Consider the following 25,915-nt stretch of genomic DNA (forward strand, 5'->3'; position numbering starts at 1 on the left):
AACAGAAAAATTTTTCCCAATTTTATTTATTACTTTTTTAAAAAGATACATCTTTTTCTCAATTTAAAATAATGAGCGTTATATGAAATATTAAAAAAAAACTAAGCCGCGATTACCGAGGCTTAGCTTTAAAATAATTTTAAATTAAAAATTACTTATTTGATGTCAGTAAACTCAGAAACAGGTTTGTTAACTTCAACTTTTGTACCAGCAAATTTTTCGCTCACAAACTTTTGTACTTTAGGTAAGTGGTAAAGTTCACCCAATTTCGTATAGATCGGGTCATTTTTATTCGCTTCCGCCACACCTAATAAGTTCACATAAAGCTTTGTAGACTGGTCAATAGGTTCACGGAAGATAGAATCTTTCAGAACATTTAAGCCGCCTTCAAGTGCTAATGTATTACCCAATACAATTGCATCAACGTCGTTTTTAACACGAACTGCTGTTGTCATTTGAATTGGTTTTAATTTTAAACCTTTAGGGTTTTCAGCGATGTCATTCGTTGTCCCTTTTACAGGGTCAAAGTCTGGTTTAAGTTTAATAAGTTTAGCAGACTGTAATAATGTTAATGCACGCGCTTCGTTAGCAGTATCGTTTGGAATCGCGATTGTAGCGCCTTGTGGGAACTCATCAACAGTTTTAACTTTATCTGCATAAAGACCCATTGGTTCCAAGTAAGTTGTTGCAACAGCAGCAACTTTAGCTGTATTAGAAGCGTTGTAAGCTGCTAAATAGTTAAATGACTGGAACGCGTTTACATCTTGTTCGCCACTTGCTACAGATGTGTTCAACACAACGTAGTCAGTCAAGTTCGTCACTTCGAGTTTAATACCCGCTTCTTTAGTTTCAGGAAGCGTTGCAACATATTTCCATACGTCAGTGTCTGAACCTGTTGAAACAAGTTTAATTGTGCGTACTGACTCAGTTTTGTCTTTAGCTGGTGCTGAATTTTCAGTTTGTGCAGGTTGTTTATTACATGCAGTCAGTGTGAGTACAGATGCACTGAACAGGACACTAAATAATTTTTTCATAGATACATCCTAAAATAGGAAATGCCTACTCTACAAAAGAGCGAGGCATTCCCAACCATTGGGTCGAAATGCAATATTTGGCTGGAAGTAATTCCAGATATATAAGGGTTTAGAAGCCTGAATTCAGCCTTATTTCTTCCTTGATCTTGCTCGCTGAACAACAGAATTATGTTTTGAATCAGTTTCTAAATATTGGATCATCATATATCAATAAGTGAATATTCTACAAATAACTTGTTCGATTTTGATATATAGACGTACTCTTGATAAGGCACTGAAAATAAAAAACATATTATATAAATAAAACAGTTTTGACTAAAATATGTACTTATTTGATTTATATGAAATTTTCAGGATTTGTTAGCAATATTTAAGCTAACTATGGCTGTAATCTATGTCCTATGCATAAAAAAAAGCCCCTGTTTTCACAAAGGCTTTTTAAATTAGAGAGTTAAACTCAGTTTCAATTATTTATGAACCCAAGGCACAGCTGGTGAGCCAATCCATGCAGATTTAGCAGGAATATTTTCACCTTTCATAACTAATGTTAATGGCCCTAACACTGCATGATGGCTAACATTGGCGTTATATAAAATAATACTACGTGAATTTACAACCACATCATTTCCAATATTTACTTGTCCAATTTTCATAATACGATCTTCAAACAAGTGGGTTTGTGGGCCTGAGAAGCTATTAAACTCTGCACGGTCGCCAATGCTTACACAGTCAAACTCAGTGATATCAGCCGTATCCATGTAAACATCTTTACCAATTTGGACACCCAAAATACGTAAGAAGAATGGCAGCATTGGCGTTCCTCTTAAGTAGTTTAAGAAGTTTGGAATGGCAACTGATTCATATAAGCTGGTAATCCCTTCACTTAACCACACAAACATGGTCCACATTGGCGCTGAACGCGGTTGATAACGACCAATTAAAGTCCACTTCATCAATGCAACAATAATGAAACAGCCAACACCATAGAGCAAACCAGCAAGCGTTAAAGCCAACAAGCCAGTCATAATGTTATATTTATTAATAACATCAATAATCTCAAGCACAATCATATAACCCACACCAATTGCGAGTGCAGCTGGCAATACAACGCGAAGGCCTTCAATAAAACCACGCATGAAACGGCGCTTGAAGCTTGGTTTAAACGTTAAGTGATCAGGATATTTTTCGGCAGCTTCACGTGCAGGCAATAATAATGGCGGCGAACCAAACCAAGTTTGACCATCATACATTTCAAGGTTATCTGGTGTTTTTGATTGTACGCCAATTAAAACGTTATCTGGTAAAACAGTTCCATCAGCAATATAAGCACTGTTCCCGACAAAGCTACGGTTACCGATTTTGGTCGATTTTAATGTCATCCAACCGCCTTTGATCTCTTCATCACCCAACATTACAGCATCGGCAATAAAGCTTTCTTCACCCAAATTCAGCATTTCAGGAATAACACCATTTGCTGTAGAAATTTCGGTATTTTTACCTACTTTCGCTCCTAACATACGGAACCATGTAGGCGCATAAATCGTAGCAAACAGGCCGTGCAATGTTTGTAAGCTTGTTTCTAAAATTTGAGATGCAAACCATTTACGATAATAGGTGCTGCCATGAACAGCGTACGTTCCAGTCTCAAGACGAGGCAATGCAATTTTGCGTATTGCTGAAGAAATAACAGCAGTAATCATCATCATCATTGCACTCGCTGGAATCGCTAAAGCAAAATAATAAAGTGCGATTTGCAGGTGGTTATTCGGATTGATATTAAATACGTTTACATCTAACCAATCGACCAAAAGGAAACTTGGGAAAATTGGAATAAAGAACAGACAAGCAATGATTAACGCACTAACACCATAATATCCATATTCAGCAATTTTACGAATGAACGATAATTTAGGACGTTCTGGCATTTTAGCGTGTTCATCTACATGCCCTATTTTCTTAGCTGGCGTACCATCCCAAATTTCTCCGGCTGGTACTACCGTGTCATATTCAATTGAAGTTAAGGCATTTACATGAGCTTGTTTTTCTAACACTGTATTTTCTTCTAATACAGCATATGAACCCACATAACTATCTTCTTTAAGATGAATTGAACCCAATACCAAATGACCATGTTCGACTTTGGCATTTTCTAAATTCACTTGAGAGCCAATGCTCACGCCATCTTCAACTGTTAATAAAGATGGCATGCGAATATGAACTGAACTAATGGTGACATCATGTCCAATTTTTGCGCCCAGTGCTTTTAAATAGAGGTTAAGTAGAGTTGAACCTGACAATAAATAAACTGGTGAAATATTACTAATACGGTCTGCTAACCACCAACGGAAATACGTCATTCCCCAAAGTGGATAACGTCCTGCACTAATGCCCAACATTAATAATCGTTTCACCGTAATTGAAAGCACAAAACTACTAACAATTACGCTGATGTAAACCAGTAGAGACAACGCGATTGCATATGGAATGCTGTCTCGGGTTCCACCTGTAAAATAGTGATAGGTAAAGAATGGTGCTAACCACTGCAAAATATTAATCGAAATTAAAACTGGAATAGTCGTAAGCTGCGCAATACCACATAACCATTTATAAGTTTGATTACGTGGGTTGTCTTGCCCAATCTGGCTATCAAATAACGTTGGTTCTGGTTGTTCCAACATTAAAGCAGCAATTGCTCCCACTCTTCTCGCTTGATATAAGCTTTGAATTGTAAGATGGCTATATTCTTGATGTTCGCGCAAGTTTGAAATTAAAACGGCTGCTAAAAGCGAATGCCCACCTAAATCATCAAAGAAATCCGAATCTAGTTTAATCGGCATGTTAGGAAACAGGCGGTTCAAAATTTCAAATAAAATTTCTTCGGCTGGATTTTGCGGCTGATCTGATTCACTGCGGTCAATCACACTCGTAAGTGGTCTTACTTTTAACGCTTTACGGTCAATTTTTCCAGATAATAAACGCGGTACTTCTTCAATAATCTCAAAACGATTCGGCACCATATAAGGTGGTAAACGTTGGGCTAGAGTATGTCGAAGTTGTTTAATTTCTATCGGTTGTTTGGCATCAAGCTCAGCTGCAATAAAAGCAATCAGCTGATCAATTCCGTCTTCTTGACGTAGAATTACAGCCGCGGTACCAATGCCGTCGATATCACAAAGTGCCGCTTCAATTTCACCGAGTTCAACACGGAAACCACGGATTTTCACCTGATCATCAGCACGCCCTAAGCAGTGGACTTGACCAAATTCATCAATTTTTGCCAAATCACCCGTACGGTAAAGCAATTCTTCATCCGAACTCATTGCCCACGGGTTTTCAATAAACTTATCAGCAGTTAAATCAGGTCTACCTAAATAGCCTGGTGCTACACTCGGGCCGAAAATACATAGCTCACCTGTTTCACCTTGAGGCAGTAACTCTCTTTCAGCGTTAATGACCAACATGCCATAGTTTGGTAAAGGTTTACCAATCGTGACAAGTTTGCCACGTTCTAACGACTCAAGGCTTGCAGTAACCGTAGTCTCAGTTGGGCCATAAGTGTTAAACATTTGATGATGAGGTAATGCCCAACGGTCAACAAGTGAATCCGGACACATTTCCCCACCTAAGTTAATAATTCTTAAGTTAGGTACATCTTCAGGGAATAAAGCCAGTAATGTTGGAACCGCATGTAAAACAGTAATTTGTTCCTGCTTTAATGTTTGGCATAAACGTTCAGGGTCACTGACAAGCGACTTAGGTGCAATCCACAAAGTTGCACCAACCAAATAAGACAGCCAGATTTCTTCAAATGACATATCAAAAGCGACAGAAAAGCCTTGATAGACTTTGTCTTGCTCTTGAATACCCAAAACATTATTTTCACTACGTAGAAAGTGACAAATATTTTTTTGAGTAATTACAATCCCTTTCGGCTTACCCGTTGAGCCTGACGTATAAATAATATACGCAGGTTGATCGGAGGTCGTTCTAGCTAAAGGAATATTTTCACTGAGTGGCTTTTGAAGTTCAGTATTTGTCCATTTTGTTTGTGGCACTTCAGCTAAGTGTTCATACCATTCATCGGTAGTAATCATCCCGACAGCTTCGGCATCTTCAAGACAAACCGCAATACGGTCGGCTGGCGTATCCATATCAAAAGGAAGCCAAGCTGCGCCACTCAAACAAATCGCCAATTGGGCTTTTAAAAGTTCAATACCACGAGGTACCCATAACCCGACAATATGACCTGGCTTTACCCCTCTTATCGTCAAATGTTGAGCCATAATTAAGGCTTGCTGATATAACTCCCCATACGTCAACGTTTTATTTGCTTCAATTAAAGCTGTTTTATCTGAGAGATTTTGAGCAGTTTGAATAAAAATATCGGCGAGTACTTCATCTTGCAAAAATTCGGGGTGAAATTTACCACGAATAATATTCTTCGAACTTGTTACGAATTGGTTCATTTTTTATAACTCACTTTAATTTTTTGATTTAGCTAAAATAAAGTCATGTTTGAGTTTTTCTGACCTATTAAAGAAATCAATTGCTATCTAATAAATTAAAGAGTTGAACTTAAATGAAGATTAAAGTTTTTATTTTAAAAATGAAGAGTGAGTTATTAAATGAGAAGAACAATCGATTTTTATTACTTATAAATCAAACTAAAATGACAATAAGGAAAAATATAAGCACATATTTTTATAAAAATTAAATAGTGTTATTCAAAATTGATATAAGCAGAGCAATAAAATAACAGGCATAAAAAAAAGCCCTCGTCATTAACAAGGGCTTTTTAAGAATTTGGCGGAAGCGGTGAGATTCGAACTCACGGAGGACTCACACCCTCGTCGGTTTTCAAGACCGGTGCATTAAACCGCTCTGCCACGCTTCCAACGAGCGCTATAATATAAATAAAAACTCAAGTTGGCAAACCTTTTATTTAACTTTTAATTCAAACGCTCAAAATAAATACAAATTAATTTAGTTTTCTGAGTTTTCGTTCTTTTCATAGCGAATTATATTGATATACCAAAGCTTTTTTCCAGATGGCGTGTGTACTTCAATCTCATCATCGACTTCTTTACCGAGCAGTGCGCGAGCCATCGGCGATTCAATTGAGATATGCTGCGGATGATGGTCATAAATTTCATCGATCCCTACAATGCGTAAAGTTTTTTGCTCGCCTTCTTCGTTTTCAATCTCTACCCAAGCGCCGAAGTAAACCTTACCATCTTGCTCAGGCGCGTAATCAATGATTTTTAATTCTTCTAAACGTTTTCCTAAATAACGTACTCGTCGATCAATTTTTCTAAGTAGCTGCTTATTATATTGATAATCGGCATTTTCACTGCGGTCACCTAAGCTTGCAGCCCAATTCACTTTCTTTGTGATTTCCGGTCGTTCTTCATGCCAAAGTTGTTTTAATTCAGCAACTAATTTGTCATGCCCAGATCGAGTGATTAAGTTAGATTTCATGATTAAAAACCACTGTTCAACAACATATCGCTTACAAGATGTAGCATTTTATACCCTATTTTCTCATATCAGAAGTGTATAAATTTTCTTCCTTAAGAAATTCATGTGTTTATGATGATATATCGAATATTTAATTGTACGAAATTTGACAATACTTTTTTTCAATACTATGATGCGCGCAGATTAAATGTTGAGCAATTTTTAACCTTCTAGAAAACTATGTAGATTTTCTACACAGTTTGTTTTTTTCATTTCATGTCATTTTGAATGACGTCATGACTGCCCACCCCTTATTGAATTTATCAACTTTTAGAAGTTATGGCAGCTTTTTGTCTGACTTTTGGGGCATAAATTACCTGTAGCGGAGACAACATGCACAGTAATTCAAGTTCAGGGTCGAGGCTTTGCCTTAACTCTTTATTTTCTTCTCTCCCGTTAAAAGCACTTGCACTCAGTACTATGCTTTTTCCATTTCATAGTATTAATGCAGGAAAAACCCTACAGTACAATACTGTAGTAAATACAAACACTTTAACTGTTGTTGCGGTAGAAAGCCCGACAACCGTTTTCAAAGAAGATCAGTTTTTACATGGTTTTGGTTACGACTTAGCCCGTAACTATGCACAAAGCCTTAATGTAAAGCTGGACTTTAAAATCGTGGCAGACAATGCCACTGCCCTTAGATGGGTTCAGCAAGGTAAAGCAAACTTTGCGATGACTAGCGCTGGTTTAAGTACCATCGAGAACAAAGGTTTAATGTCTTTTTCTGCAAGTTGTGGTGACACAGCCGATTTGCAAAAAAACGGTTTAAATCCTGAGTTAAGCTGGGTGTTTAAACAAGCTGATGACCCCCTCACCCAGACCGCTAGTGGCTTTGTATGCCAAAGTAAGCAAAATGGTGTGACGCAGCAACTCGCTTCTTTCTATAATCGTAATGTGGTGAAACCAGAAGCTTGGTCAACCATTCAACGTGACTTAACGACGCGTTTACCGATTTATAAAGCGAGCTTTAAACAAAGTGCAGCTAAATACGATCTCGACTGGCATTTACTTGCCGCAATTGGTTATCAAGAATCATATTTAAAGCCAGAATCTGTTTCTCCCACAGGTGTTCGTGGCTTAATGATGCTGACCAATAGCACCGCTCGAGCAATGGGTGTGAGCAATCGTAGTGATCCAGCTCAAAGCATTCAAGGTGGCGCGAAGTATTACGACCAGATGTTAAGTGAATATGATGATATTCCTTTCCCTGATCGGAACTGGTATGCGCTGGTGGCCTATAATATGGGACCAGGTGCGGTAAACCAGATTCAGAAGCGCTTGCAAGCACAAGGGAAAGACCCGAACCAATGGGTTAATCTCTACGATTATTTGCAAAGTAATAAAACGCGTAATGGTCGATATAAGCAAGCGGTTCAATATGTCACTCGTATTCGTGCTTATCTTGAACATATCAAAACAGCGCAAACACGAATCAATATCTAATTTTATTATTTAAAAGTTGATAAATTCTTTGTTTGTGTGAATAAAAAGCTTACCTCTTAGGGTAAGCTTTTTATATGAATTCTTTTAGATTTAAGCAGTATGCTCTAATACTTTCTTAAACAAATCTTTTTGTTCTTGGCTTGGCTTAGCTGTTTGTAAAGCCATTAATTGAGACATATCGCCTTGAACTTTAATTTTACCAGTCATGAATGCCTGCATAGCAGCAGCCATATCAAACTCTAAGAATACTTTACGTAAAGTTTCAGCATCCATATTTAAAGTTGTTTTGGCATTTGAAGACAAACCTTTTTGGATTTTACCCCCATCTAAAGCTAATTCGGTATTTCCAGAAGCATCTGTAACTACTAAATTAATTGCCAAATTCGCAAGAGCAGGTGGCAAATTAAGATCCCCTGCTTCAGCAGTTAATTTTTCGACAGTAGCAAACCAATCTTCAGTTAAAAATGCAGGCATGATTCTTCCTCAAATTTATTTGTTCAATTTCTCTAGTTGTCTATCCAGACAACATCATGTGAAGCAATTCTGCTTGAGCGTTGTTATAGCATGTAATTTAAATTTAGGGCTATGACTTTTTGTACGGAACATTCATTTTTTAGTATTTTGATACATTAAAGGCACTTGTTTATAAAGTGCCTTTAACATTGTCTATGTCTAGCATTTATTCAGCAGCAAAGCTTAAGTTCACGACATCTAAACGGTTTTTAAGCTCTTCCGGATCTTTAAAATCTAACTCGCGCTGAGAATCTAAAGCTTCGAAATCGAACAATTCACGGTCTGCTAACTGAGACGGTGATACGTTTTGTAACGCACCGAAAATACTGTGTAAGCGTTTCGGATATTGTTTATCCCAATCACGTAGCATTTCATTGAGCATGGCACGCTGCAAGTTTTCCTGGGAACCACAAAGGTTACATGGAATGATCGGGAACTGACGCAATTCTGCATATTTGATGATGTCTTTTTCTTCAACATATGCCAATGGACGAATCAAAATATTCTTCTTGTCCGATGATAAAAGCTTTGGAGGCATCGCCTTTAAACTTCCGCCATGAAACAGGTTTAAGAAGAACGTTGCAAGAATATCATCGCGGTGATGTCCTAAAGCAACTTTAGTCGCACCAATTTCTTGTGCAAAGCCATATAAAGAACCACGGCGTAAACGCGAACATACTGCACAGTAGGTTTTACCTTCCGGTGTTAAACGTTTAGTAATGGTATAGGTGTCTTTTTCTAAAATGTAATATGGAATGTTATTCTCTTCCATATAACGAGGTAACACATCTTCAGGAAAGCCCGGCTGCTTTTGGTCAAGGTTAACCGCAACAACATCAAAATTGATTGGTGCAATACGCTTAAACTGCAACATGATATCGAGCAAGGTATAACTGTCTTTACCACCAGACACACACACCATGACCTTATCGCCCTCTTCAATCATATTGAAGTCACGAATAGCATGCCCAACTTGACGGCGAAGCTTCTTGAGCAAACGGTAATAGGCCGAGCTTGTTGGAAGTTCAGGCTTAAAATTAAATCCCTGATTGGACTCAACTGGCGCGTACATAGACGAGATATACCCATAAATAAAAATACCGCGCAATTTTATATGATTCGGAAGAGAATCGCATCAAAAGAATAGTTTCAATTCTTGAAGCCGTAACATTGCTCATGCATGATGCAAAAGTGATGCTCTATTTTTGACTGAAGCGTTCAAAAAATGTGCAAAATGCTTACTTTTTGGACTTTTCCACAGTTTTCCACAAAACCTGTGGATAAAATTGTGGATTTCTTCGTACTTGACAAACTGTTTTGACCTTCTGTTAAGGGTTTTATTTAAATTGATCATTTTTTAACCAATGTTTTTTACCCTTTAATATCAACATGTTATTCAAGTCAATAGAATCATTTTAAAAATAATTTTTAATTTTTTTTGATGAGCATTCGAACAAAACAGCTTGATTTTTTGAAAGAGTCGAAATAAAAAAAATTACACAAAAGTTCTTTAAGTAATATTTTTTGATAAACTCTTTGACAAGTTTTAAATACCTTAAAATTGTGAATAACATAAAATGAAAAATTCGGTTCAATTTCTTATTTCTTGTTTGCTGGGGATGACCACTTTTACGGTCGGCATAACTTCGAGTTCAGCAGGTCAAATGTATATTTACCAAGATAAAAATGGTAGTACATTGCTCACCAACCGAAAAAGTTATGATCAATCACTTAAAAAAGTAAAAGTGACTTACTACCCTGATAGTAATATTCACAGTTATACAAACTGGGGAGCATCAGAAGCTTCTGTTCTGCCAAGCTACAATAAAAATAAAAATGCTTTTGACCATATTATTAAACAAGCTGCTCTACAGCATGGTGTATCTGAAGGCTTAATCAAGGCTGTCATGCATACCGAGTCAGGATTTAACGTCAATGCCCGCTCTCCAGTAGGTGCGCAAGGTCTTATGCAACTTATGCCTGCGACTGCACGTCGATTTAACGTGACCAATGCCTTTGATGCTCAGCAAAATATTTTTGCAGGTGCAAAATATTTAAGCTGGTTACTCAAACGTTTTGGGGGCAATACTCAAATGGCGCTCGCTGCTTATAATGCTGGTGAAGGAAACGTTGATAAATACGGTGGTATTCCCCCTTTTCGTGAAACACAAGACTACGTGCGTCGTGTAACGAGCCGATATCAAAACTTATATTCATCTGGTTCAGGTTTTTCATCTTTTACGAATACTTCAGCGCAAGTCACTTCTCAATCTTCTAATTCGGTGGAAAACACAACAGCTCAAATAGCAGCACCAGCTCCTAAATATTCCAATTCTCGTCAAATTGTGACTTTATCTAATGGAACATTTACTGATGCGCCTACAGGTACTTATGTCACAAATAATGCCACAGCAATTGCACATATCCGCATAGAATAAGAATATTTACTGACAGTTTATTCTGTCAATTTTTTGTCCTTTAAATTGTAATGATCTATTACCTGATCCTTACCATTTAGGCGAATTTAGCCAATTATTCTTTAAATTTAGGTACATTCTACTTCGTGAAAGAATGTATCAATTCCTTATTTTTTTCTTGAATTTTTCCCCTAAGCCCCGCATATTAGCTGCATGATTTAGAATTTGTAAATCAGATAACATTTTATTTATAAGAGGATTTTCTCAATGATGCGGATTGGTTTGTTTTTGCTTACCAACCTCGCGGTACTGGTTGTAGCTGGCATTATTTTGTCACTCTTCGGTGTCGGTAGTTACCATGGCGCGGGTGGCTTGAATCTAGGCAACCTTTTAGTGATCTGTTTTGTGTTTGGTATGGTGGGATCTTTAATCTCGTTATTCATGTCAAAATGGATGGCTAAGAAAACGACCGGTACAGAACTGATCGACCCGAATGCTCCTCGTAACCAAGCTGAAAGCTGGTTATTGCAAACAGTCGCTGAACTTTCTCAACGTTCTGGTATTAACATGCCAGAGGTTGGTATTTTTCCATCATATCAGTCCAATGCCTTTGCAACAGGCTGGAATAAGAATGATGCCTTAGTTGCCGTTTCATCTGGTCTACTTGAACGTATGAACAAAGATGAGCTACGTGCTGTGCTTGCGCACGAGATTGGTCACGTTGCGAATGGTGACATGGTTACCCTAGCACTCATCCAAGGTGTCGTGAACGCCTTTGTTATGTTCTTTGCTCGCGTAGTCGGTGACTTTATCGACCGTAATGTTTTTGGTCGTCAAGACGATGAAGCCCCAGGTATGGGTTACTTCATTATTACCATGGTATTGGATATCGTCTTTGGTATTCTCGCTTCTGCGATTGTAATGTGGTTCTCTCGTTATCGTGAATACCGTGCTGATGAAGCAGGTGCACGTTTAGCAGGTAAACAAGCAATGATTTCTGCATTATTACGTCTACAAGCTGAGACAGAAATGCCAGATCAAATGCCAAAAGAAATGAAAGCTTTCGCGATTGCGGAAGGTAAAGAACAAGGCTTTAGCTTAGCTGCTTTGTTCCAAACCCACCCAACAATTGAACAACGTGTGGCAGCTTTACATCAATTAGATTGCCCATAAAACGTTTAACGTGAAAAAAATAAAGCCTCCAACTGGAGGCTTTATTTTTATTACATGGTTTGATAGAGACCCCATAGGTAACTTGCACCCCACCAAACAGCGAAGCCAATTAAAAGCAGCACAAACGTACCTAATAAATCGGGTATATGTAACCATAACCAACTCACCACAGGATTACGCCAAAAAGCTGAATGCTGCTGCTTCTTTTCGAGTTTTTCATGCAAATATGGATGAACAACATGAATATCGCTCTGAATCGCATACTCTTCGCGTATGTGCGTATGAACCACATCTAATGCTTTTCGACTAGGGCGTATAAAAATATCAAAAATAGTCCCAGCAACGGGAACAAAACCCACTACAGCATCTACAACTGCCAGTTTGATAACTGGAGTTAACTTATGTTGTGGTACACCAATCTGTTTAGCTTTATAAATCGCATAACACGTCAGCACAAAACCTGCGACATCACCAGCAATTGGAATCGTGCTCAGTGCAGCATCGGCACCGATGCCCTGCTTTGTAAAAGGAATACGCACTGCGCTGTCCATCATGGTGGCAAACTTAGCAAGGTCTCGTTCTAATGCGATGACCTGTTGCTCTGTTAATTTTTTTTCTTGAGGCATCTAAATCAAATATATGAAGAGAAGTTAAACTTAATATACTTGATTTAATGCCTCTTTTTAAATTGTTTACTTTTAACTAGATGCTTTCGATCTAAATAGTGAACGCAATAACACATACATAACTGGAATAAAGAATAAAACCAGCACCGTACCAAACATCACGCCACCTAAAATACTAATACCGATTTCTTGGCGGCTCACAGCCCCTGCTCCTTGTGCAAAGACCAAAGGAATTACACCTGCACCAAAGGCCAAAGAGGTCATTAAAATCGGTCTTAACCGTAAGCTTGCGCCTTCTAGAGCTGCTTGAATTGCAGTCTTACCTTTTTCCTGAGCCAAAGCTGCAAACTCAACAATTAAAATTGCGTTCTTACATGACAAGCCAATTGTGGTTAATAGTGCAATCTGGAAATACACATCATTGGGCAGTCCAAAAATATAAGAGAAAATGACACTTCCTCCGACGCCTAGCGGAATAGAGGTCATCACAGCGGCTGGAATGCTCAAACTTTCATATAGAGCGGCTAAACATAAGAAAATAAAGCCTGCCGAAATTAAATATAACCAGACGGCCTGATTTGTCGACTTCTGTTCTTCAAAAGATAAACCTGTCCAAGCTAAACCAACATCTTTTTGCTGATTTACAAGTTGTTCAACATCTTTCATTGCCTGACCTGAACTGCTGCCACTCGCAACATCTGCCTGTAACTGCAAAGCGCTATAACCCATATAGCGTTTTACGATTTCAGGAGCGCCGCCCCAACTAAAGTTAGCAAATGAACTAAAAGGCACCATTTCATTTTGGTTATTACGTACAGACCAGTTATATAAATCTTCAGGTTTCGATCTGAACGCGGCATCACCTTGAATCATGACACGCTTAATACGGCCACGGTCAATAAAGTCATTCACATATGTTCCACCCCATGCACTCGACAAAGTGTTGTTAATTGCGGGGAGTTCTAAACCATTTGCTAACGCTTGTTTCTGATCAATTTTGATATTGAGATTTGCTTTACTATTGGTTGATTGCTTATCAAAGTTTTCAAAAGTTGAATAATTTTTACTTTGAGTTTGCAACTGACGGAAGGTGCTATCTAGAAAATCTTGTCCTTGGCCATTTAAATCTTGAATCCATAAATCCATACCATCGGTTTGACCCAAACCATTAACCGAAGCAGGTAATGTCACATTAATTTGTGCATTATTGAATTGACTAAAATATTTCATCGCACGCTTTTGTATAGCGTCAGCCGAATTTTCTTTACCAGTACGTACATCCCAAGGTTTTAGAGCAATAAATCCTTGTGCCAAGTTCTGCCCTGTACCAGAATAATTTCGACCATAGCGGATTAAAACCAAATCCACATTCTTATCTTCTTGGGTTAAGAAGTATTGACGGACTTGTTCACCAATTTTCTGACTTTGAGAAATTGGGGCACTATCAACAAGCTTAATTTGAACACTTAAAATCCCTTGATCTTCTTTAGGAATAAATCCACTTTTTAAACCGCTATAAAACAGCATAAACACAGCGATCAAAGCCACAAAAATAACCACAACCGATTTACTGTAGCGAATGCTTGTTTGGACAATTTTTATATATTGATTTTTAAGTTGATCAATTTTTTGGTTAAACCAAACCGCCCAACGCATAGGCTCTGGATTAGGCTTTAAAATTAAAGCGCATAACGCAGGCGTAAGCACTAAGGCAACGACGAGCGATAACGCCATAGCGGCAACTAAAGTGATAGAAAACTGGCGATAAATCACACCAATTGAGCCACCTAAAAAAGACATTGGAATAAAAACAGCAGTTAATACCAAAGTAATCCCAATTAAAGCACCACTAATTTCGCCCATTGACTCAATAGCTGCTTCTTTGGGTGTTAAGTGCTGCTCATGCATAAGCCGTTCAACGTTTTCCACCACTACAATCGCATCATCCACTAACAAGCCAATGGCGAGTACCAATGCAAATAAGGTTAAGGTGTTAATACTAAAACCGAGCACATATAAAACAGCAAAAGTTCCTAAAATAACAACCGGAACGGTAATACTCGGAATGAGTGTCGCGCGCCAGCTTTGCAAGAACAGAAACATTACCAGAATAACTAAAATAATCGCTTCAATAAGGGTCTTTACGACTTCCTTAATCGACTCTTGAACAAACGGCGTGTTATCTCGTGGATAAACAATTTTATAACCCGCAGGTAATTTAGTTGTCAGCTGATCTAGAGTTTGATGGATGAGTTTAGAGGTCTGAATGGCATTTGCGCCCGAAGATAACGAAATACCCAAACCAGCGGCTGGATAGCCATTAATGGTGTTAAAAGACTGATAATTTTCTGCACCCAACTCGACTCTAGCAATATCTTTTAAATAGACATAACTTGCTGTTTGATTGGCTTTCACCACAATATTTTTAAAATCTTCGACTGTTTTTAGTCGAGAACCAGCTGTAACTTTAGTATTTAAATATTGCCCATCAATAACAGGTAAATCGCCAATTGCACCCGCAGCCACTTGGGTATTTTGAGCGGTGATTGCGCTGGCAACATCACTTGGCATTAAATTATATTGTTTTAATTTCTCTGGATTTAACCAGATTCGCATTGCATATTGCGAACCAAAAACATCAGATTCACCCACCCCTTCAATACGGTTCAGGTTATCGACCACATGTGTAGTTAAGTAGTCCGATAGCTCAATATTTCCCGATTTACCAGATGAGTCATATAAACCTACCACCATAAAAGTATCGCCGAGTGACTTACTCACCGTCACCCCTTGGCGTTGTACTTCATCGGGTAAACGTCTTATCACGCCACTAATACTATTTTGGACTTGGACCTGTGCCGTATCTGGATTTGTTCCATTATCAAAACTAATGGTAATTCGACTACGTCCCGACGAGTCACTGGTAGAGCTAAAATAAAGTAAGTGATCGATACCTTGTATTTGCTGTTCTAAAATCTGAGTAACACTTTGCTCAACTGTTTGTGCATCTGCCCCACTATAACTTGCCGATACTGTAATTTTTGGTGGTGCAATATCGGGGTAGCGTTCTACGGGCAAATTAAGCACAGAGAAGATACCAAATGCCATAACAATAATTGCGAGTACACTGGCAAAAATAGGGCGCTGAATAAAAAATTTAGATAGCATGGCTGCTCAGAATTAGGTCGTCAATTAACATATGGCACTGCCAAATTTGGCCTCTTGATCATCAACGAGCGACATATAAAAGACAAGTAGAATTAACACAATAAATGCAATTAGGACAAAAACAAAGTAGGAATGGCTATTTCCTACAAAGCCATAAAGAAGGCTTTAACAAGTGTCACTGAAAATTCATGAATTCTTCATGATCACGTCAAGTTCAATTGGCAGACTAGAGCCGTTTCAACTAAAACAATATGAGTAGAATTATGTTTAAAAGAGCAATTTTATGCTTAAGTTTAATTAGCTTGGTTGGTTGTAATGACGATGATAAAACCGAAAACACACCTACTACACCAGAATATCAACTTCCTAAGATTTTAGTGATTGGGCACCGTGGCGCGAGCGCTTTACGTCCTGAGCACACATTAGCTTCATATCAAAAAGCTATTGATGATGGTGCAGATTTTATTGAGCCGGATTTAGTGTCTACAAAAGACGGTGTATTGGTTACTCGTCATGAAAATGAGATTGGTGGAACAACCAATGTAAGCACTTTAACTCAGTTTGCAGACCGTAAAACAACAAAAAATATTGATGGTAAAGACTTAACAGGCTGGTTTACAGAAGACTTCACTTTAAGTGAATTACAGCAGCTTAAAGCGCGTGAACGTATTCCAGAGTTCCGACCAGCAAACACAGCCTATAATGACCTTTACCCTGTCCCAACTCTAGAACAGGTGATTGAGCTGGCTGAAGCAAATTATAAAAAAACTGGAAAAATTATTGGTTTATATATTGAAACCAAACATCCGACTTACTTTAAAAATCATAATCTGGCAATGGAAGATACCCTTCTTAAAACATTAGCCAAATATGAATATACACGTGATATTGCACCTGTTTATTTACAGTCTTTTGAAGTTCAAAACTTAAAAGATTTAAAAAGGGAGCTTGATCTTCACAAAACACTTAAACATGCACAAATCATTCAACTTTATGACGCTAAAACTTCGCAACCAGCCGACTTTGTTGAATCTGGTGAAACTAAAACTTATGCAGATTTAGCCACAGCACAAGGCTTAAAAGACGTTGCTAAATATGCAAACGGTGTAGGACCAAGTAAAGGTTATATTCTAAACTTTAATGACAATGGCTCAGTTCAAACGACTTCGTTTATTTCTGATGCTCATGCAGCTGGCTTAAAAGTACATCCTTATACATTCCGTCCAGAAAATAATTTCTTACCAACGCCTTTAAAATGCAGTCAAGATAAACCAGCTGAGCGCTGCCCAACTGGTGCTTTAAAAGAGTTTGAAGCCTATTTCAAAGCGGGTGTTGATGGAGTCTTTACAGATGACCCAGCACTTGGTCGTGAAGCTGTTATTAAGTATGAAAAAGCCGCAAAATAATTAACGTTTTTATAAAAAACAGGGCAATAAATGCCCTGTTTTTTTTATTTCTCTACAACATTATCAAAATAAAGTGGGATCCACTGATATTGCTCAGCGTTTACTTTATAAACATGGCCAATACCTGGGAATGGTAAATGTGGTGCTGCGACCCATTGTTGTTTATTTGAAATTTCAGCGAACATTTTTAAACGGGTATTAATCGCCTGCTCAGAATTTACATCAAAATCCACACCAGTTTTTGGAGCATCAAACTGCAAAGAATGTGAGTGAACAATGTCTCCAACAAAAATAATTTGCTGATCATTACTCTTTAAGCGAAAGCTATGATGCCCAGGTGTATGACCACGTGTATCGATCACTTCAAAACCTTGAATAACATCACCATCTTTAAATGTCTTAAATGCTTTTTTTGCTTGATATGGAGCAAGAGCAGTTTTTATGTTTTTCACAGTACCTAAATAGTTTTGCTTTTTATCTGCTGGCACTGTTTTTTCAGAAGCTGGATTTAACCAATAATCAGCTTCGCGTTCATGCGCATATACAGTTGCGTTAGGAAATACCGCTTTCCCATTTTGAGCAATTCCGCATACATGGTCTGGATGTAAATGTGTGAGTAATACCGTTTTTACATTAGCAAGTTGATAACCTGCCAATTCAATATTTTTTGCAATCGAACCCAATTGTGGGCCAAAACAACTTGCTGCCCCACTATCAACAAGCGTTAAACTCTTACCATCATCTACTAAAAATGCATTGACCGAAGTTTGAATACCCTTCTCATTCACAGCAGCATATTTAGTTAATATTTTAGTTTTCTGAGCCTGATTTAAATTTTTAAACAAGTTAGGATTTAGATAAATCGTGCCATCCAGTAAAGATGTTACACGGTATTTTCCGAATTGATGCTTATAATATCCAGGTACTTGCTGGGTAGGAGTTTGCTCGGCATACGCAGCATGCATGCTACAAAATGCAAGACTCAAAGCTACACATAATTTTTTCATCTCTTCTTCTCTATTCAGTTATAAAGTCAAAATCTTTAAAAAGATTTAATAATTTTTTAAGACCCAAATTATATAATGCATGAAATGTGTCAGAAATATAAGTAAATGAATAGCTATTCTCCTTATAAGGGTAAAAGTGGTCTTAAACGCATACTCAATGCAACGGGCTACTCGATTTCCGGATTTAAAGCAGCATATAAAAATGAAGCAGCTTTCCGTCAAATTGTTTTGATTAATCTTATTTTAATTCCAGTTAGTTTTTTTCTTGACGTAACCCGCAGTGAACACGTCTTACTCATTATTGTATGTCTATTTGCAATGATCGTTGAATTGTTCAATTCGGCTATTGAAGCAGTCGTTGACCGAGTTTCTCTTGAAAAACATCAGCTTTCTAAAAATGCAAAAGATATGGGAAGTGCGGCTCAATTTGTTGCACTTTCTATCATTGCGATTACATGGTTATTCATTTTATTAGGATAAAAAAAAACCATGCTTATAAGTAAATAAGCATGGCTGTAACAAAGAGGAACTTCTAGCTGCTGTTCCTGTTTTTTAATATAAGTTATTGAACTTAACTATTTCTTAAAATCACTTAAAAATAAAAAATCCCTGTATAAACAGGGATTTTTTTGGTTAAAGCGGTGATGCGTTATTACATCATGCCTAACATCATTCTAACCTTCTATGACCTAATATGAAGCAACCACTTAGTCCAAGGTTGGTTAATATTTTTTATACTGAACTAGTGTGAACTAGCCTTACATGACATTACCAAAATTTGTGAGTAAGATTGTGAGTAAAGTCTCTCAAAAATAGCGTTACTCACACTTCATGTTAAACGATCTAAAAATCAAACGATTAAAACCAACTGAAAAAGTCTTTCGAGTTGCTGATCATTCAGGATTATGTTTAGAAGTCCGCCCATCTGGTGGTAAATTCTGGCGTTTCCGTTATCGCTATCTAACTAAAGCAAATATGCTGACCATTGGCCAATATCCAGAAGTTAGTTTAGCAGAAGCACGTTTAAAAACTCTAGAATTTAGAAAACAATTAACTAATGGTATAGATCCATCAAGTTATCAGCAAGAAGAACTATTAAAAGCCATTCAAGCAAATGCTGGAACATTTAGTTTAGTTGCGGCCGAGTTCTTAGAATCCAAGACAGGTCAACAATCAGAAGAATGGTTTACACGGCGAAATAGCTATTACAAAAAAGATATTTTTCCAATTTTAGGAAATAAACCAATCCATGAAGTAGATTCCATTGATATAAAAAATGTGCTTGATAATACTATGGCCAGAATAAGAAAGTCAGGCAAAGGAACTGGTGAAGCTAGAGGCATTTTCGTAAGGCAGATTATTGGCGAGGTTATGACTTATGCCATTATCACTAAACGTATATCTATTGACCCTACCTATGCATTAAGAGGATATATTAAACTCCCAGAAGTTACCCATGCTAGACCTTTAACAGAAACTGAGAAAAAAGAGTTTTTCCCAAAGTTAAACGTCTATGGTGGTTCGATAAGTACTCGAAATGCTATTAAAGCGGCTGCTTATTCTTGGCTTAGATCTATTGAAATTCGAAGAGGTAGAAAAGAGTTTATTAATTTTGATGAAAAAACCTGGACTATTCCAGCTGTAACAAGAGCCGATATTCTTGCAGGAAAGCGGAATATGAAAAAGAACAGGATGCATATTGTTCCTTTGTCTGATCAGCTTATTGAAATCATTAAAGAACAATTTGAACTTTATCCAAATAGTGAGTATATCTTTCCGGGTGAAGATGGTGAGATGATTGGGAAAACTACCCTAAATACAGCATTAGATAATCTTGATATTGATTTTACTATGCATAGTCTAAGGGCTACAGCCTCTACTATTGCTAATGAAAATGGATTTAATCAAGATTGGGTAGAGCTTCAACTAGCCCATGTTTCAGATAATAAAACTCGTGCTTCTTATAACCATGCTCAATGGCTAAATGATCGTAGAAATATGATGCAATGGTGGGCAGATCATGTTGATAGTTGGGCAGCTTAAATATGCTGCTTCTTCTGGAACTGCCACCACAACTTTTTATAATAGACTTCATCGCGCAAGAAATTAACCTTTAACTCATTGCCGTTGTAGTCGTAAATTTTGGTGACTTCTCCATTTTTATTGAGTTCAGCTAACAGATCTATACTTCGATCAATTGCTGTGTTGCGAATTTTGATTAGCTGTGTAGACATTAAAACGCTCTCACACAAATAGAGACATTCACATTACTATTAATTGTGTGAGCTGTGCAACCTGAGAAGATTAAACACAGCATTGTAATGATTGATGCAACTTTAGTGCGCTGGCACATATAAATTACTTCTTTAAGAATAGTGCTCGCTCAGCTGCACGGCGACGGGTTAAACCATCAAGAATTTTACCCTTTGCTTTATTCCACAACGTAAATTGATCAGCCGCACCCTGATAGTCACGTTTATTTAATTTTTTAAGTAACGTTGAACTTTTAAAAGCACTAGATCCAATGTTGTAAGTCAGTGATACCAAAGCATCAAACTGATTTTGAGTTAATGGCACTTTGACAGAATCATTCACAGTCTTTTCAAACTTGGCTAGATCTTGTTTAAAATAGGATTTAGCTTGCTCAAGTGTACAAGTGTCGCCCTCCTTAACTTCCACCCCATTCGGGTAAACAGTTGTGCCAATGCCAATGGTCCAGATCCCCACACCATCGTCGTAGGCTTTGAATCGAGTGTCTTCAAAGCTTGCAATCAGATCAATACCAACCTGACTTGTAGTTTTGCCATCTGGCGCAAGTTTATCGACAACCTTGTTTAGATCGTCCACTTGTGCTTGTGTAAGTTTGCCGCCTGCAATAACTCTAGCAGTATCAAAAAATGGTTTAGTGCTCATTTTTCCCCACCCCTGCCACTTAAGATTGCGACAAATGCAGATTTAACTTCCGCAATCACTTCTGATAGTGTTTTGCCTTTTATTAAAGCTATTGATTGATAAACAATGCCAATAACTAAGAGCCCAAACACTGCAAAAATCAGCATTATGAAACCTTGGAACATTGTTGAGTGAGTAAGAAAACCAAAGTGCTCAATAAATGCTGAGCCACCATATAAACTTACTGTCACACTACAGGCGAATTTTGTAGCAACACTCATTGAAACTTTAATCTTGCCTTCTTTATCAATATCGCCGCTTAATACCAGCGCTAATATTGCCCCAATTACAGCTGGAAAAATCTTTAACACCCATGGAATCGCGTTTTCTTGCATAGCATTCTCAATTTAATAGTAATAAAAAAGCCCTAAGCTATTTAAAGCTAGGGCTTGCGGTGTTTTGTTGTGTGATTACTTGTTAATAATTAAACTGCATTGCCAATAATAAAAGCCTCTTCTTCACTATCCGCAAAACCTATAATTTCACGTTCATATTCTGGTGATTGTAAACCTTCCCAACGCAGCACATTATTAACTTCGTCATAAAGATAGTTCTCTTCTCCAACTAAAAGACCATCTGGACATTTATAGACAACAAATGCTCTTCCTTCTAATTCATCATCCTTTAACTTTCCAATATAAATAGGAAAGCCCGCTGTTTTATAAGATGCGTAATACATACTATTCTCCATTTATGTTAGATGGCGACCAATTGCTGTGACATCTATAACGACACTAGCACTAGCAAATGATTGTGTAGCAAATCCAAAGAGTGTTGTTGCTGTTGAAGTGGGATTTAAAGCTTTGATTGACGCACAAGCATTATCAAGTGAAGTTGCAATAATTGTTGGCACTCCTACGAATGCCTTAGGATATGTCCAAGTAATGTCTGCTGATTTATATCCACCAGCATAAGCCGTATTAATTGTGCCTGTGACACTAATACGTTGGCGACAAATCATAGAACCATCAGACTGCTTGATCCACGAACCGTTATTATTAACCGTGTCAGTACCTGATTGGCTAAATACACTTTTAGCCACATTCGGCAAAACAACATCACCTTGCAGCAAGACTACTGTTTCGTTTAACTGAGTTTTCGGACGAGTAATTTGAATAAATACAGGCTTTATTGCTGATGTTCCTGTGGTATAGCTAATTAATCGATTTAATGTTGAAACATCCCCATTAATGGCAAAACCATCTAAAACATACTTACATGGTTGGTTTGTATTAAGAATGGACATTAGTCCAATAAGAGAATTATTGGCCTCAACTATAGGATCCACCATCGAGAAGGTCGCTGGCTTGCTTAATTTTTCAAGAAAAGTTGATGTTTGCCACATCATTAATGTTGTAGCAATGCCTGTTGAAAGAAAAGTATCGCCGAAACTCCCAACGTCACCGCCAATTACTTCCGTTAAATGAATCGGCGAACGGACCTCGCCAGCAGGAGATGTAATCCGATTTCCAATCGATTTACAGCTGTCGCCTGCTAAAGAAACTCGGCCTTTAATCTCACAGTTTTTATAATAACAAGCGATTGCATTCCCGTGAAAATCAGCAGCATGTAAAGTTGTGGTAGGATCATTTTCAATTACGATTTTTTCAAAGTAAATTCTACGATTAGGAATAGCCATATCATTATTGTCACCGCCTACTGCACATCCATGTCTTCCACCATATGCATAATCTGCTTCGATGAGAATATCTTGGCTATTACTAACAAGAATGCCGTAATCTGTTCCTGTTCCCGATACACCTTTCTTAATGTATCTACCACCCTTCACATGACAATCAAAGCAACGATCGATATAAAATGCATTTTGTGAACCAACATTATTTTGCAGGTTATTTGCATTAAAATTAAAAGAGCTTTTTACAGCTAGACTAACTTTTACTGCACTAATTCCATTACCAGTAAATGTTATTCCATTTATTTCAAGGTTTATCGGTTCAATTTTCCATACCTTATCCTCAACACCACTTGGATAGCTAGATTCTAGTTGTGCTTTCAAGGTTATGACATTCCCTGAAACTGACTCAACCTCTCTTATTTCCCCATCATAGTAATAGCTTCGATGTGTCGACAATGAAGATACGCGACTATTGTGAATAGCGATCAAATCATTTTGATTTAATGAGATATTCTGATTTAGTGTAATCGTTTTGCTATTTTTCGATGCAGCTGTAGATATGTACCCAATCTGTGTTTTAGTACCGGTAAAAGTAATATAGAAACTGTCACTAACAAATTCACAATTACCATTGAAAATAAGTTTTTGATTGGGAGCAGTGAAAGTAATATTTCTGGTATGTCTATATTTACTCTCTGAAAAATCGTTGAATGTGGCATTATTAGCGATCATGTAGTTACGGCATGATTCAATAGCATTTGAATCATCCGCCACGCCATTACCTATCGCCCCCCACATTTTAGGGTTCACATAGTTAATGATTGTTAAATTAAGATTTTCTTGATTCTGGTTAAATATATCCTGTGTAGATCCTCTATAAGCTACAAAAGCAGCATCCCAATCTTTATCAGTATTAACGTTGGCAAGCCGTTGTAAAAAATCATTATAGAGTTCATCTAGTTGCCCTACAGCGACACCTTGATTCTCAACTTCTTTTAAGAAAAACTCCTTAAGTAAGTAATCACCAATGCCCAATTCTTGGAGCTTCAACCAGATTCGATCAAAGTCCTTGTTTACTGGTGTCGGGCGTATTGAATTGTTGTAAGTTGCATAATCTGTGTTACGTACAAGCGGAGTATCACGCTGTAGAATCAACTTTGATCCAACATAAGGTGCAACACTAAATACGACTGAGCCTGTATTTGTATCCAATGACCAATTGTTTAGGGATGGAATAACTTCATCGTCTTTTTTTACGATGAGATGTTCAGCATCATCGCAGTCAAACTCTAATGGAAATATCGTTGTCGTGCCATTAGCGACATATTCTTTATATGGCGTTTGGTCTGCTACAGCCATGTCATCACCTAATCATTGAAATCTAAGGTGGCTTCTACGACTCCACCGTTTGTTCTCCAATTAGGCCGCTCATTAGATTCCATTGTTCTGTGTAATTTTCCTACTCGTTCAGGTGAGTCAGTTACTGCACGTGCAAGTGAATCAAGGTGGTCGTCTTCTTGATCTGATAGAGCTGGGTTGAACTGCTGCATTTGCTTGTATTGTTTTGATGTATTTTCGCCGTCTTCCGTATCAATTACTGATACATGCACCCATAACATTCCAGACACTAAAGGCCCTTCCAAGCCCTCTAAAATGCGTTTATTTTTGGATTGGGTAGAATGTTGCTCAGTGATACCACAACGAATACGGCGTTTTTTTAATGCACCTTTTAATGCTGCAGGCGCAAAGTTTCCTATTCCGTTAGTTTCAATAGTAATTTTTGGAATGTTGAATTCTTCTATAAGGTCACATAGCTGCCAGACTTGACCACCAATGATATTTCCCTGCTCATCTGTTTTAACAACTTCTCCAGTCAATTCAATTGATCGGTGCCAATACTTGTTTCCAAGGTCATCATGTAATACTAGCTCAACTGCTGATACGTCAGATTTAGTTTTACCCGAGCTTGGGTCCCAAGAGCATGTAATCCCAACAATCTGACGCTCTCCTAATGTCATGCGCCACATACCGTTAGCACGTGTTAATACTGGCTCACAGTTATAAGGAATCATTTTAGCTGGGTTCAATCTCACATCCCCCACAGGCTTAGCATGTAATTGATACTGAGAATCCCATTCATTGAGTGTTCGGCATTTACGGCGACGCTTTTGCATTTCTTTAGCCGTAAATCTTTCTGGCCACAATGCTTCGCTGTAGATATCAATTAGAGAATGTGATTCATCAAAAGTAATGAAGTAACCTGTACCTTGCTGTACAACTTGGTAATCTTGGCCTTCAATTAAAAGTTTTGATCTACGGCCAATGCCGCTAAAAATATAGATAGGCTTGAAATCAACTACAGCCTGAATGATTTGCTCAAATCGTTTTTCTTTTTCAAACATTCTAAAAATAAGACATTTAGCGTCTGGGTTGAGCATAATTTCAGAATAGAGTGAATCATGGGTGTGTGGTGTACCAACATAAAGCTCTTGCCCACCCGGTATTAAAATAAATGTTTGTTCGCCGAGTCTGTATCTTAGCTTTTCACGGGCTTCTGGGGTGCCAATGTTGCCCGGCACTTCCACATCATCATTCTGTATTTCGTTGGCACGTGAACCAGTCACGTTAGACATGATGCCGCGAGCATGAATAGAACCATGGCGCACATCATTTGAACCAGTTACCCACCATTTTTGTGTCTCGCCACGCTCTTTTTTAATGTTAAAAAGTTGGCATAAAGGGTGACGCTCCAATACTTGTTCAGTACCACGGCTAACTTTATAGGCATCTGGATCAGTAGCGCCTTGATGAAGGATTAAATGATTTGGCTCATTGTATAAACGCCAAGCGTTATAAATATCAAGGATTGTCGATTTGCCATGCCCACGGGGCATCATCAATAAACCGAGTGAGCCGTAGTCCTCTAGAAAATCACAGACGTCTAGATGAAAATCAGGCACAGCCCAGTTTAATGTCTCCGCATAAACCAGATAGAATGCAGCAAAACCGACCTTAATCAT

General features: G+C 37.9%; 20 protein-coding genes and 1 tRNA gene. 6 read left to right on the forward strand and 15 right to left on the reverse strand.

Annotated elements, in window-relative coordinates:
* Positions 1 to 155: 155 nt before the first annotated feature.
* From ACS125_RS18410 to greB, 4 genes are all read right to left on the reverse strand, one after another.
* Complete coding sequence (locus ACS125_RS18410) at positions 156 to 1,034, reverse strand: MetQ/NlpA family ABC transporter substrate-binding protein (RefSeq protein ID WP_174732799.1); 879 nt, start codon at positions 1,032 to 1,034, stop codon at positions 156 to 158.
* A 467-nt stretch (positions 1,035 to 1,501) separates the two neighbouring features.
* The gene (posA, locus tag ACS125_RS18415; protein ID WP_443273770.1) at positions 1,502 to 5,500 is read right to left on the reverse strand and encodes a delta-poly-L-ornithine synthetase PosA; all 3,999 of its coding nucleotides are present in this window, start codon (positions 5,498 to 5,500) and stop codon (positions 1,502 to 1,504) included.
* 338 nt (positions 5,501 to 5,838) lie between these two features.
* Positions 5,839 to 5,928 (reverse strand) — tRNA-Ser (locus ACS125_RS18420).
* Between the two features lie 89 nt (positions 5,929 to 6,017).
* A complete protein-coding gene (gene greB / locus ACS125_RS18425; protein WP_443273772.1) occupies positions 6,018 to 6,512 on the reverse strand; it encodes a transcription elongation factor GreB in 495 nt (164 codons plus the stop codon).
* A gap of 372 nt (positions 6,513 to 6,884) precedes the next feature.
* Here greB and ACS125_RS18430 point away from each other — a divergent pair, with 372 nt between their 5' ends.
* A complete protein-coding gene (locus ACS125_RS18430) occupies positions 6,885 to 7,997 on the forward strand; it encodes a transglycosylase SLT domain-containing protein (protein WP_004790511.1) in 1,113 nt (370 codons plus the stop codon).
* Positions 7,998 to 8,087: 90 nt separating this feature from the next.
* Here ACS125_RS18430 and ACS125_RS18435 read toward each other — a convergent pair whose 3' ends face one another.
* On the reverse strand, positions 8,088 to 8,471 hold the full coding sequence (locus ACS125_RS18435) for an SCP2 sterol-binding domain-containing protein (protein ID WP_002118641.1): 384 nt from the start codon (positions 8,469 to 8,471) through the stop codon (positions 8,088 to 8,090).
* Between the two features lie 205 nt (positions 8,472 to 8,676).
* Positions 8,677 to 9,582: a tRNA 2-thiocytidine(32) synthetase TtcA gene (ttcA, locus tag ACS125_RS18440; RefSeq protein WP_005307874.1), complete on the reverse strand. Its 906-nt coding sequence runs from the start codon at positions 9,580 to 9,582 to the stop codon at positions 8,677 to 8,679.
* A gap of 505 nt (positions 9,583 to 10,087) precedes the next feature.
* Between ttcA and ACS125_RS18445 the strand changes: the two genes are divergently transcribed.
* Positions 10,088 to 10,948, forward strand: a complete 861-nt coding sequence (locus tag ACS125_RS18445) for a lytic transglycosylase domain-containing protein (RefSeq protein WP_004790507.1) — start codon at positions 10,088 to 10,090, stop codon at positions 10,946 to 10,948.
* A gap of 246 nt (positions 10,949 to 11,194) precedes the next feature.
* The gene (gene htpX / locus ACS125_RS18450; protein WP_004790506.1) at positions 11,195 to 12,100 is read left to right on the forward strand and encodes a protease HtpX; all 906 of its coding nucleotides are present in this window, start codon (positions 11,195 to 11,197) and stop codon (positions 12,098 to 12,100) included.
* Positions 12,101 to 12,150: 50 nt separating this feature from the next.
* Here htpX and ACS125_RS18455 read toward each other — a convergent pair whose 3' ends face one another.
* The gene (locus ACS125_RS18455; protein ID WP_174731599.1) at positions 12,151 to 12,726 is read right to left on the reverse strand and encodes a DUF4112 domain-containing protein; all 576 of its coding nucleotides are present in this window, start codon (positions 12,724 to 12,726) and stop codon (positions 12,151 to 12,153) included.
* Between the two features lie 72 nt (positions 12,727 to 12,798).
* Positions 12,799 to 15,894, reverse strand: coding sequence for a multidrug efflux RND transporter permease subunit (locus ACS125_RS18460; protein ID WP_443273776.1), 3,096 nt, complete (start codon positions 15,892 to 15,894; stop codon positions 12,799 to 12,801).
* A 263-nt stretch (positions 15,895 to 16,157) separates the two neighbouring features.
* On the opposite strand from ACS125_RS18460, the gene ACS125_RS18465 reads away from it, so the two are divergent.
* Entirely contained in the window at positions 16,158 to 17,300 is a 1,143-nt protein-coding gene (locus ACS125_RS18465; RefSeq protein ID WP_174731593.1) for a glycerophosphodiester phosphodiesterase, read from the forward strand.
* Positions 17,301 to 17,344: 44 nt separating this feature from the next.
* Here ACS125_RS18465 and ACS125_RS18470 read toward each other — a convergent pair whose 3' ends face one another.
* Positions 17,345 to 18,307 carry an MBL fold metallo-hydrolase gene (locus ACS125_RS18470; protein ID WP_443273779.1) on the reverse strand — a complete coding sequence of 321 codons (963 nt, stop codon included), beginning with the start codon at positions 18,305 to 18,307 and terminating at the stop codon, positions 17,345 to 17,347.
* Between the two features lie 105 nt (positions 18,308 to 18,412).
* Here ACS125_RS18470 and ACS125_RS18475 point away from each other — a divergent pair, with 105 nt between their 5' ends.
* The gene (locus ACS125_RS18475) at positions 18,413 to 18,787 is read left to right on the forward strand and encodes a diacylglycerol kinase (protein WP_004790498.1); all 375 of its coding nucleotides are present in this window, start codon (positions 18,413 to 18,415) and stop codon (positions 18,785 to 18,787) included.
* Positions 18,788 to 19,138: 351 nt separating this feature from the next.
* The gene (locus tag ACS125_RS18480) at positions 19,139 to 20,350 is read left to right on the forward strand and encodes a tyrosine-type recombinase/integrase (RefSeq protein WP_443273781.1); all 1,212 of its coding nucleotides are present in this window, start codon (positions 19,139 to 19,141) and stop codon (positions 20,348 to 20,350) included.
* On the opposite strand, the gene ACS125_RS18485 is transcribed toward ACS125_RS18480, so the two are convergent.
* The 6 genes from ACS125_RS18485 to terL all read right to left on the reverse strand — a co-directional run bounded on the left by ACS125_RS18485 (position 20,347) and on the right by terL (position 25,915).
* On the reverse strand, positions 20,347 to 20,541 hold the full coding sequence (locus tag ACS125_RS18485; RefSeq protein WP_443273783.1) for a hypothetical protein: 195 nt from the start codon (positions 20,539 to 20,541) through the stop codon (positions 20,347 to 20,349). The genes ACS125_RS18480 and ACS125_RS18485 overlap by 4 nt on opposite strands.
* Positions 20,542 to 20,665: 124 nt before the next feature.
* Positions 20,666 to 21,220, reverse strand: coding sequence for a lysozyme (locus ACS125_RS18490; protein ID WP_443273785.1), 555 nt, complete (start codon positions 21,218 to 21,220; stop codon positions 20,666 to 20,668).
* Positions 21,217 to 21,594, reverse strand: coding sequence for a hypothetical protein (locus tag ACS125_RS18495; protein ID WP_443273787.1), 378 nt, complete (start codon positions 21,592 to 21,594; stop codon positions 21,217 to 21,219). The genes ACS125_RS18490 and ACS125_RS18495 overlap by 4 nt, the downstream gene beginning before the upstream one ends.
* Positions 21,595 to 21,683: 89 nt before the next feature.
* Positions 21,684 to 21,938 (reverse strand): hypothetical protein, encoded by a 255-nt coding sequence (locus tag ACS125_RS18500; RefSeq protein WP_443273789.1) that lies wholly within the window; start codon positions 21,936 to 21,938, stop codon positions 21,684 to 21,686.
* Positions 21,939 to 21,950: 12 nt separating this feature from the next.
* Positions 21,951 to 24,254 carry a phage tailspike polysaccharide lyase family protein gene (locus ACS125_RS18505; protein ID WP_443273791.1) on the reverse strand — a complete coding sequence of 768 codons (2,304 nt, stop codon included), beginning with the start codon at positions 24,252 to 24,254 and terminating at the stop codon, positions 21,951 to 21,953.
* A gap of 8 nt (positions 24,255 to 24,262) precedes the next feature.
* Complete coding sequence (gene terL / locus ACS125_RS18510) at positions 24,263 to 25,915, reverse strand: phage terminase large subunit (RefSeq protein ID WP_443273793.1); 1,653 nt, start codon at positions 25,913 to 25,915, stop codon at positions 24,263 to 24,265.

Origin of the sequence: Acinetobacter sp. PFS20, from assembly GCF_052261015.1 — a bacterium.
Taxonomy (GTDB): domain Bacteria; phylum Pseudomonadota; class Gammaproteobacteria; order Pseudomonadales; family Moraxellaceae; genus Acinetobacter.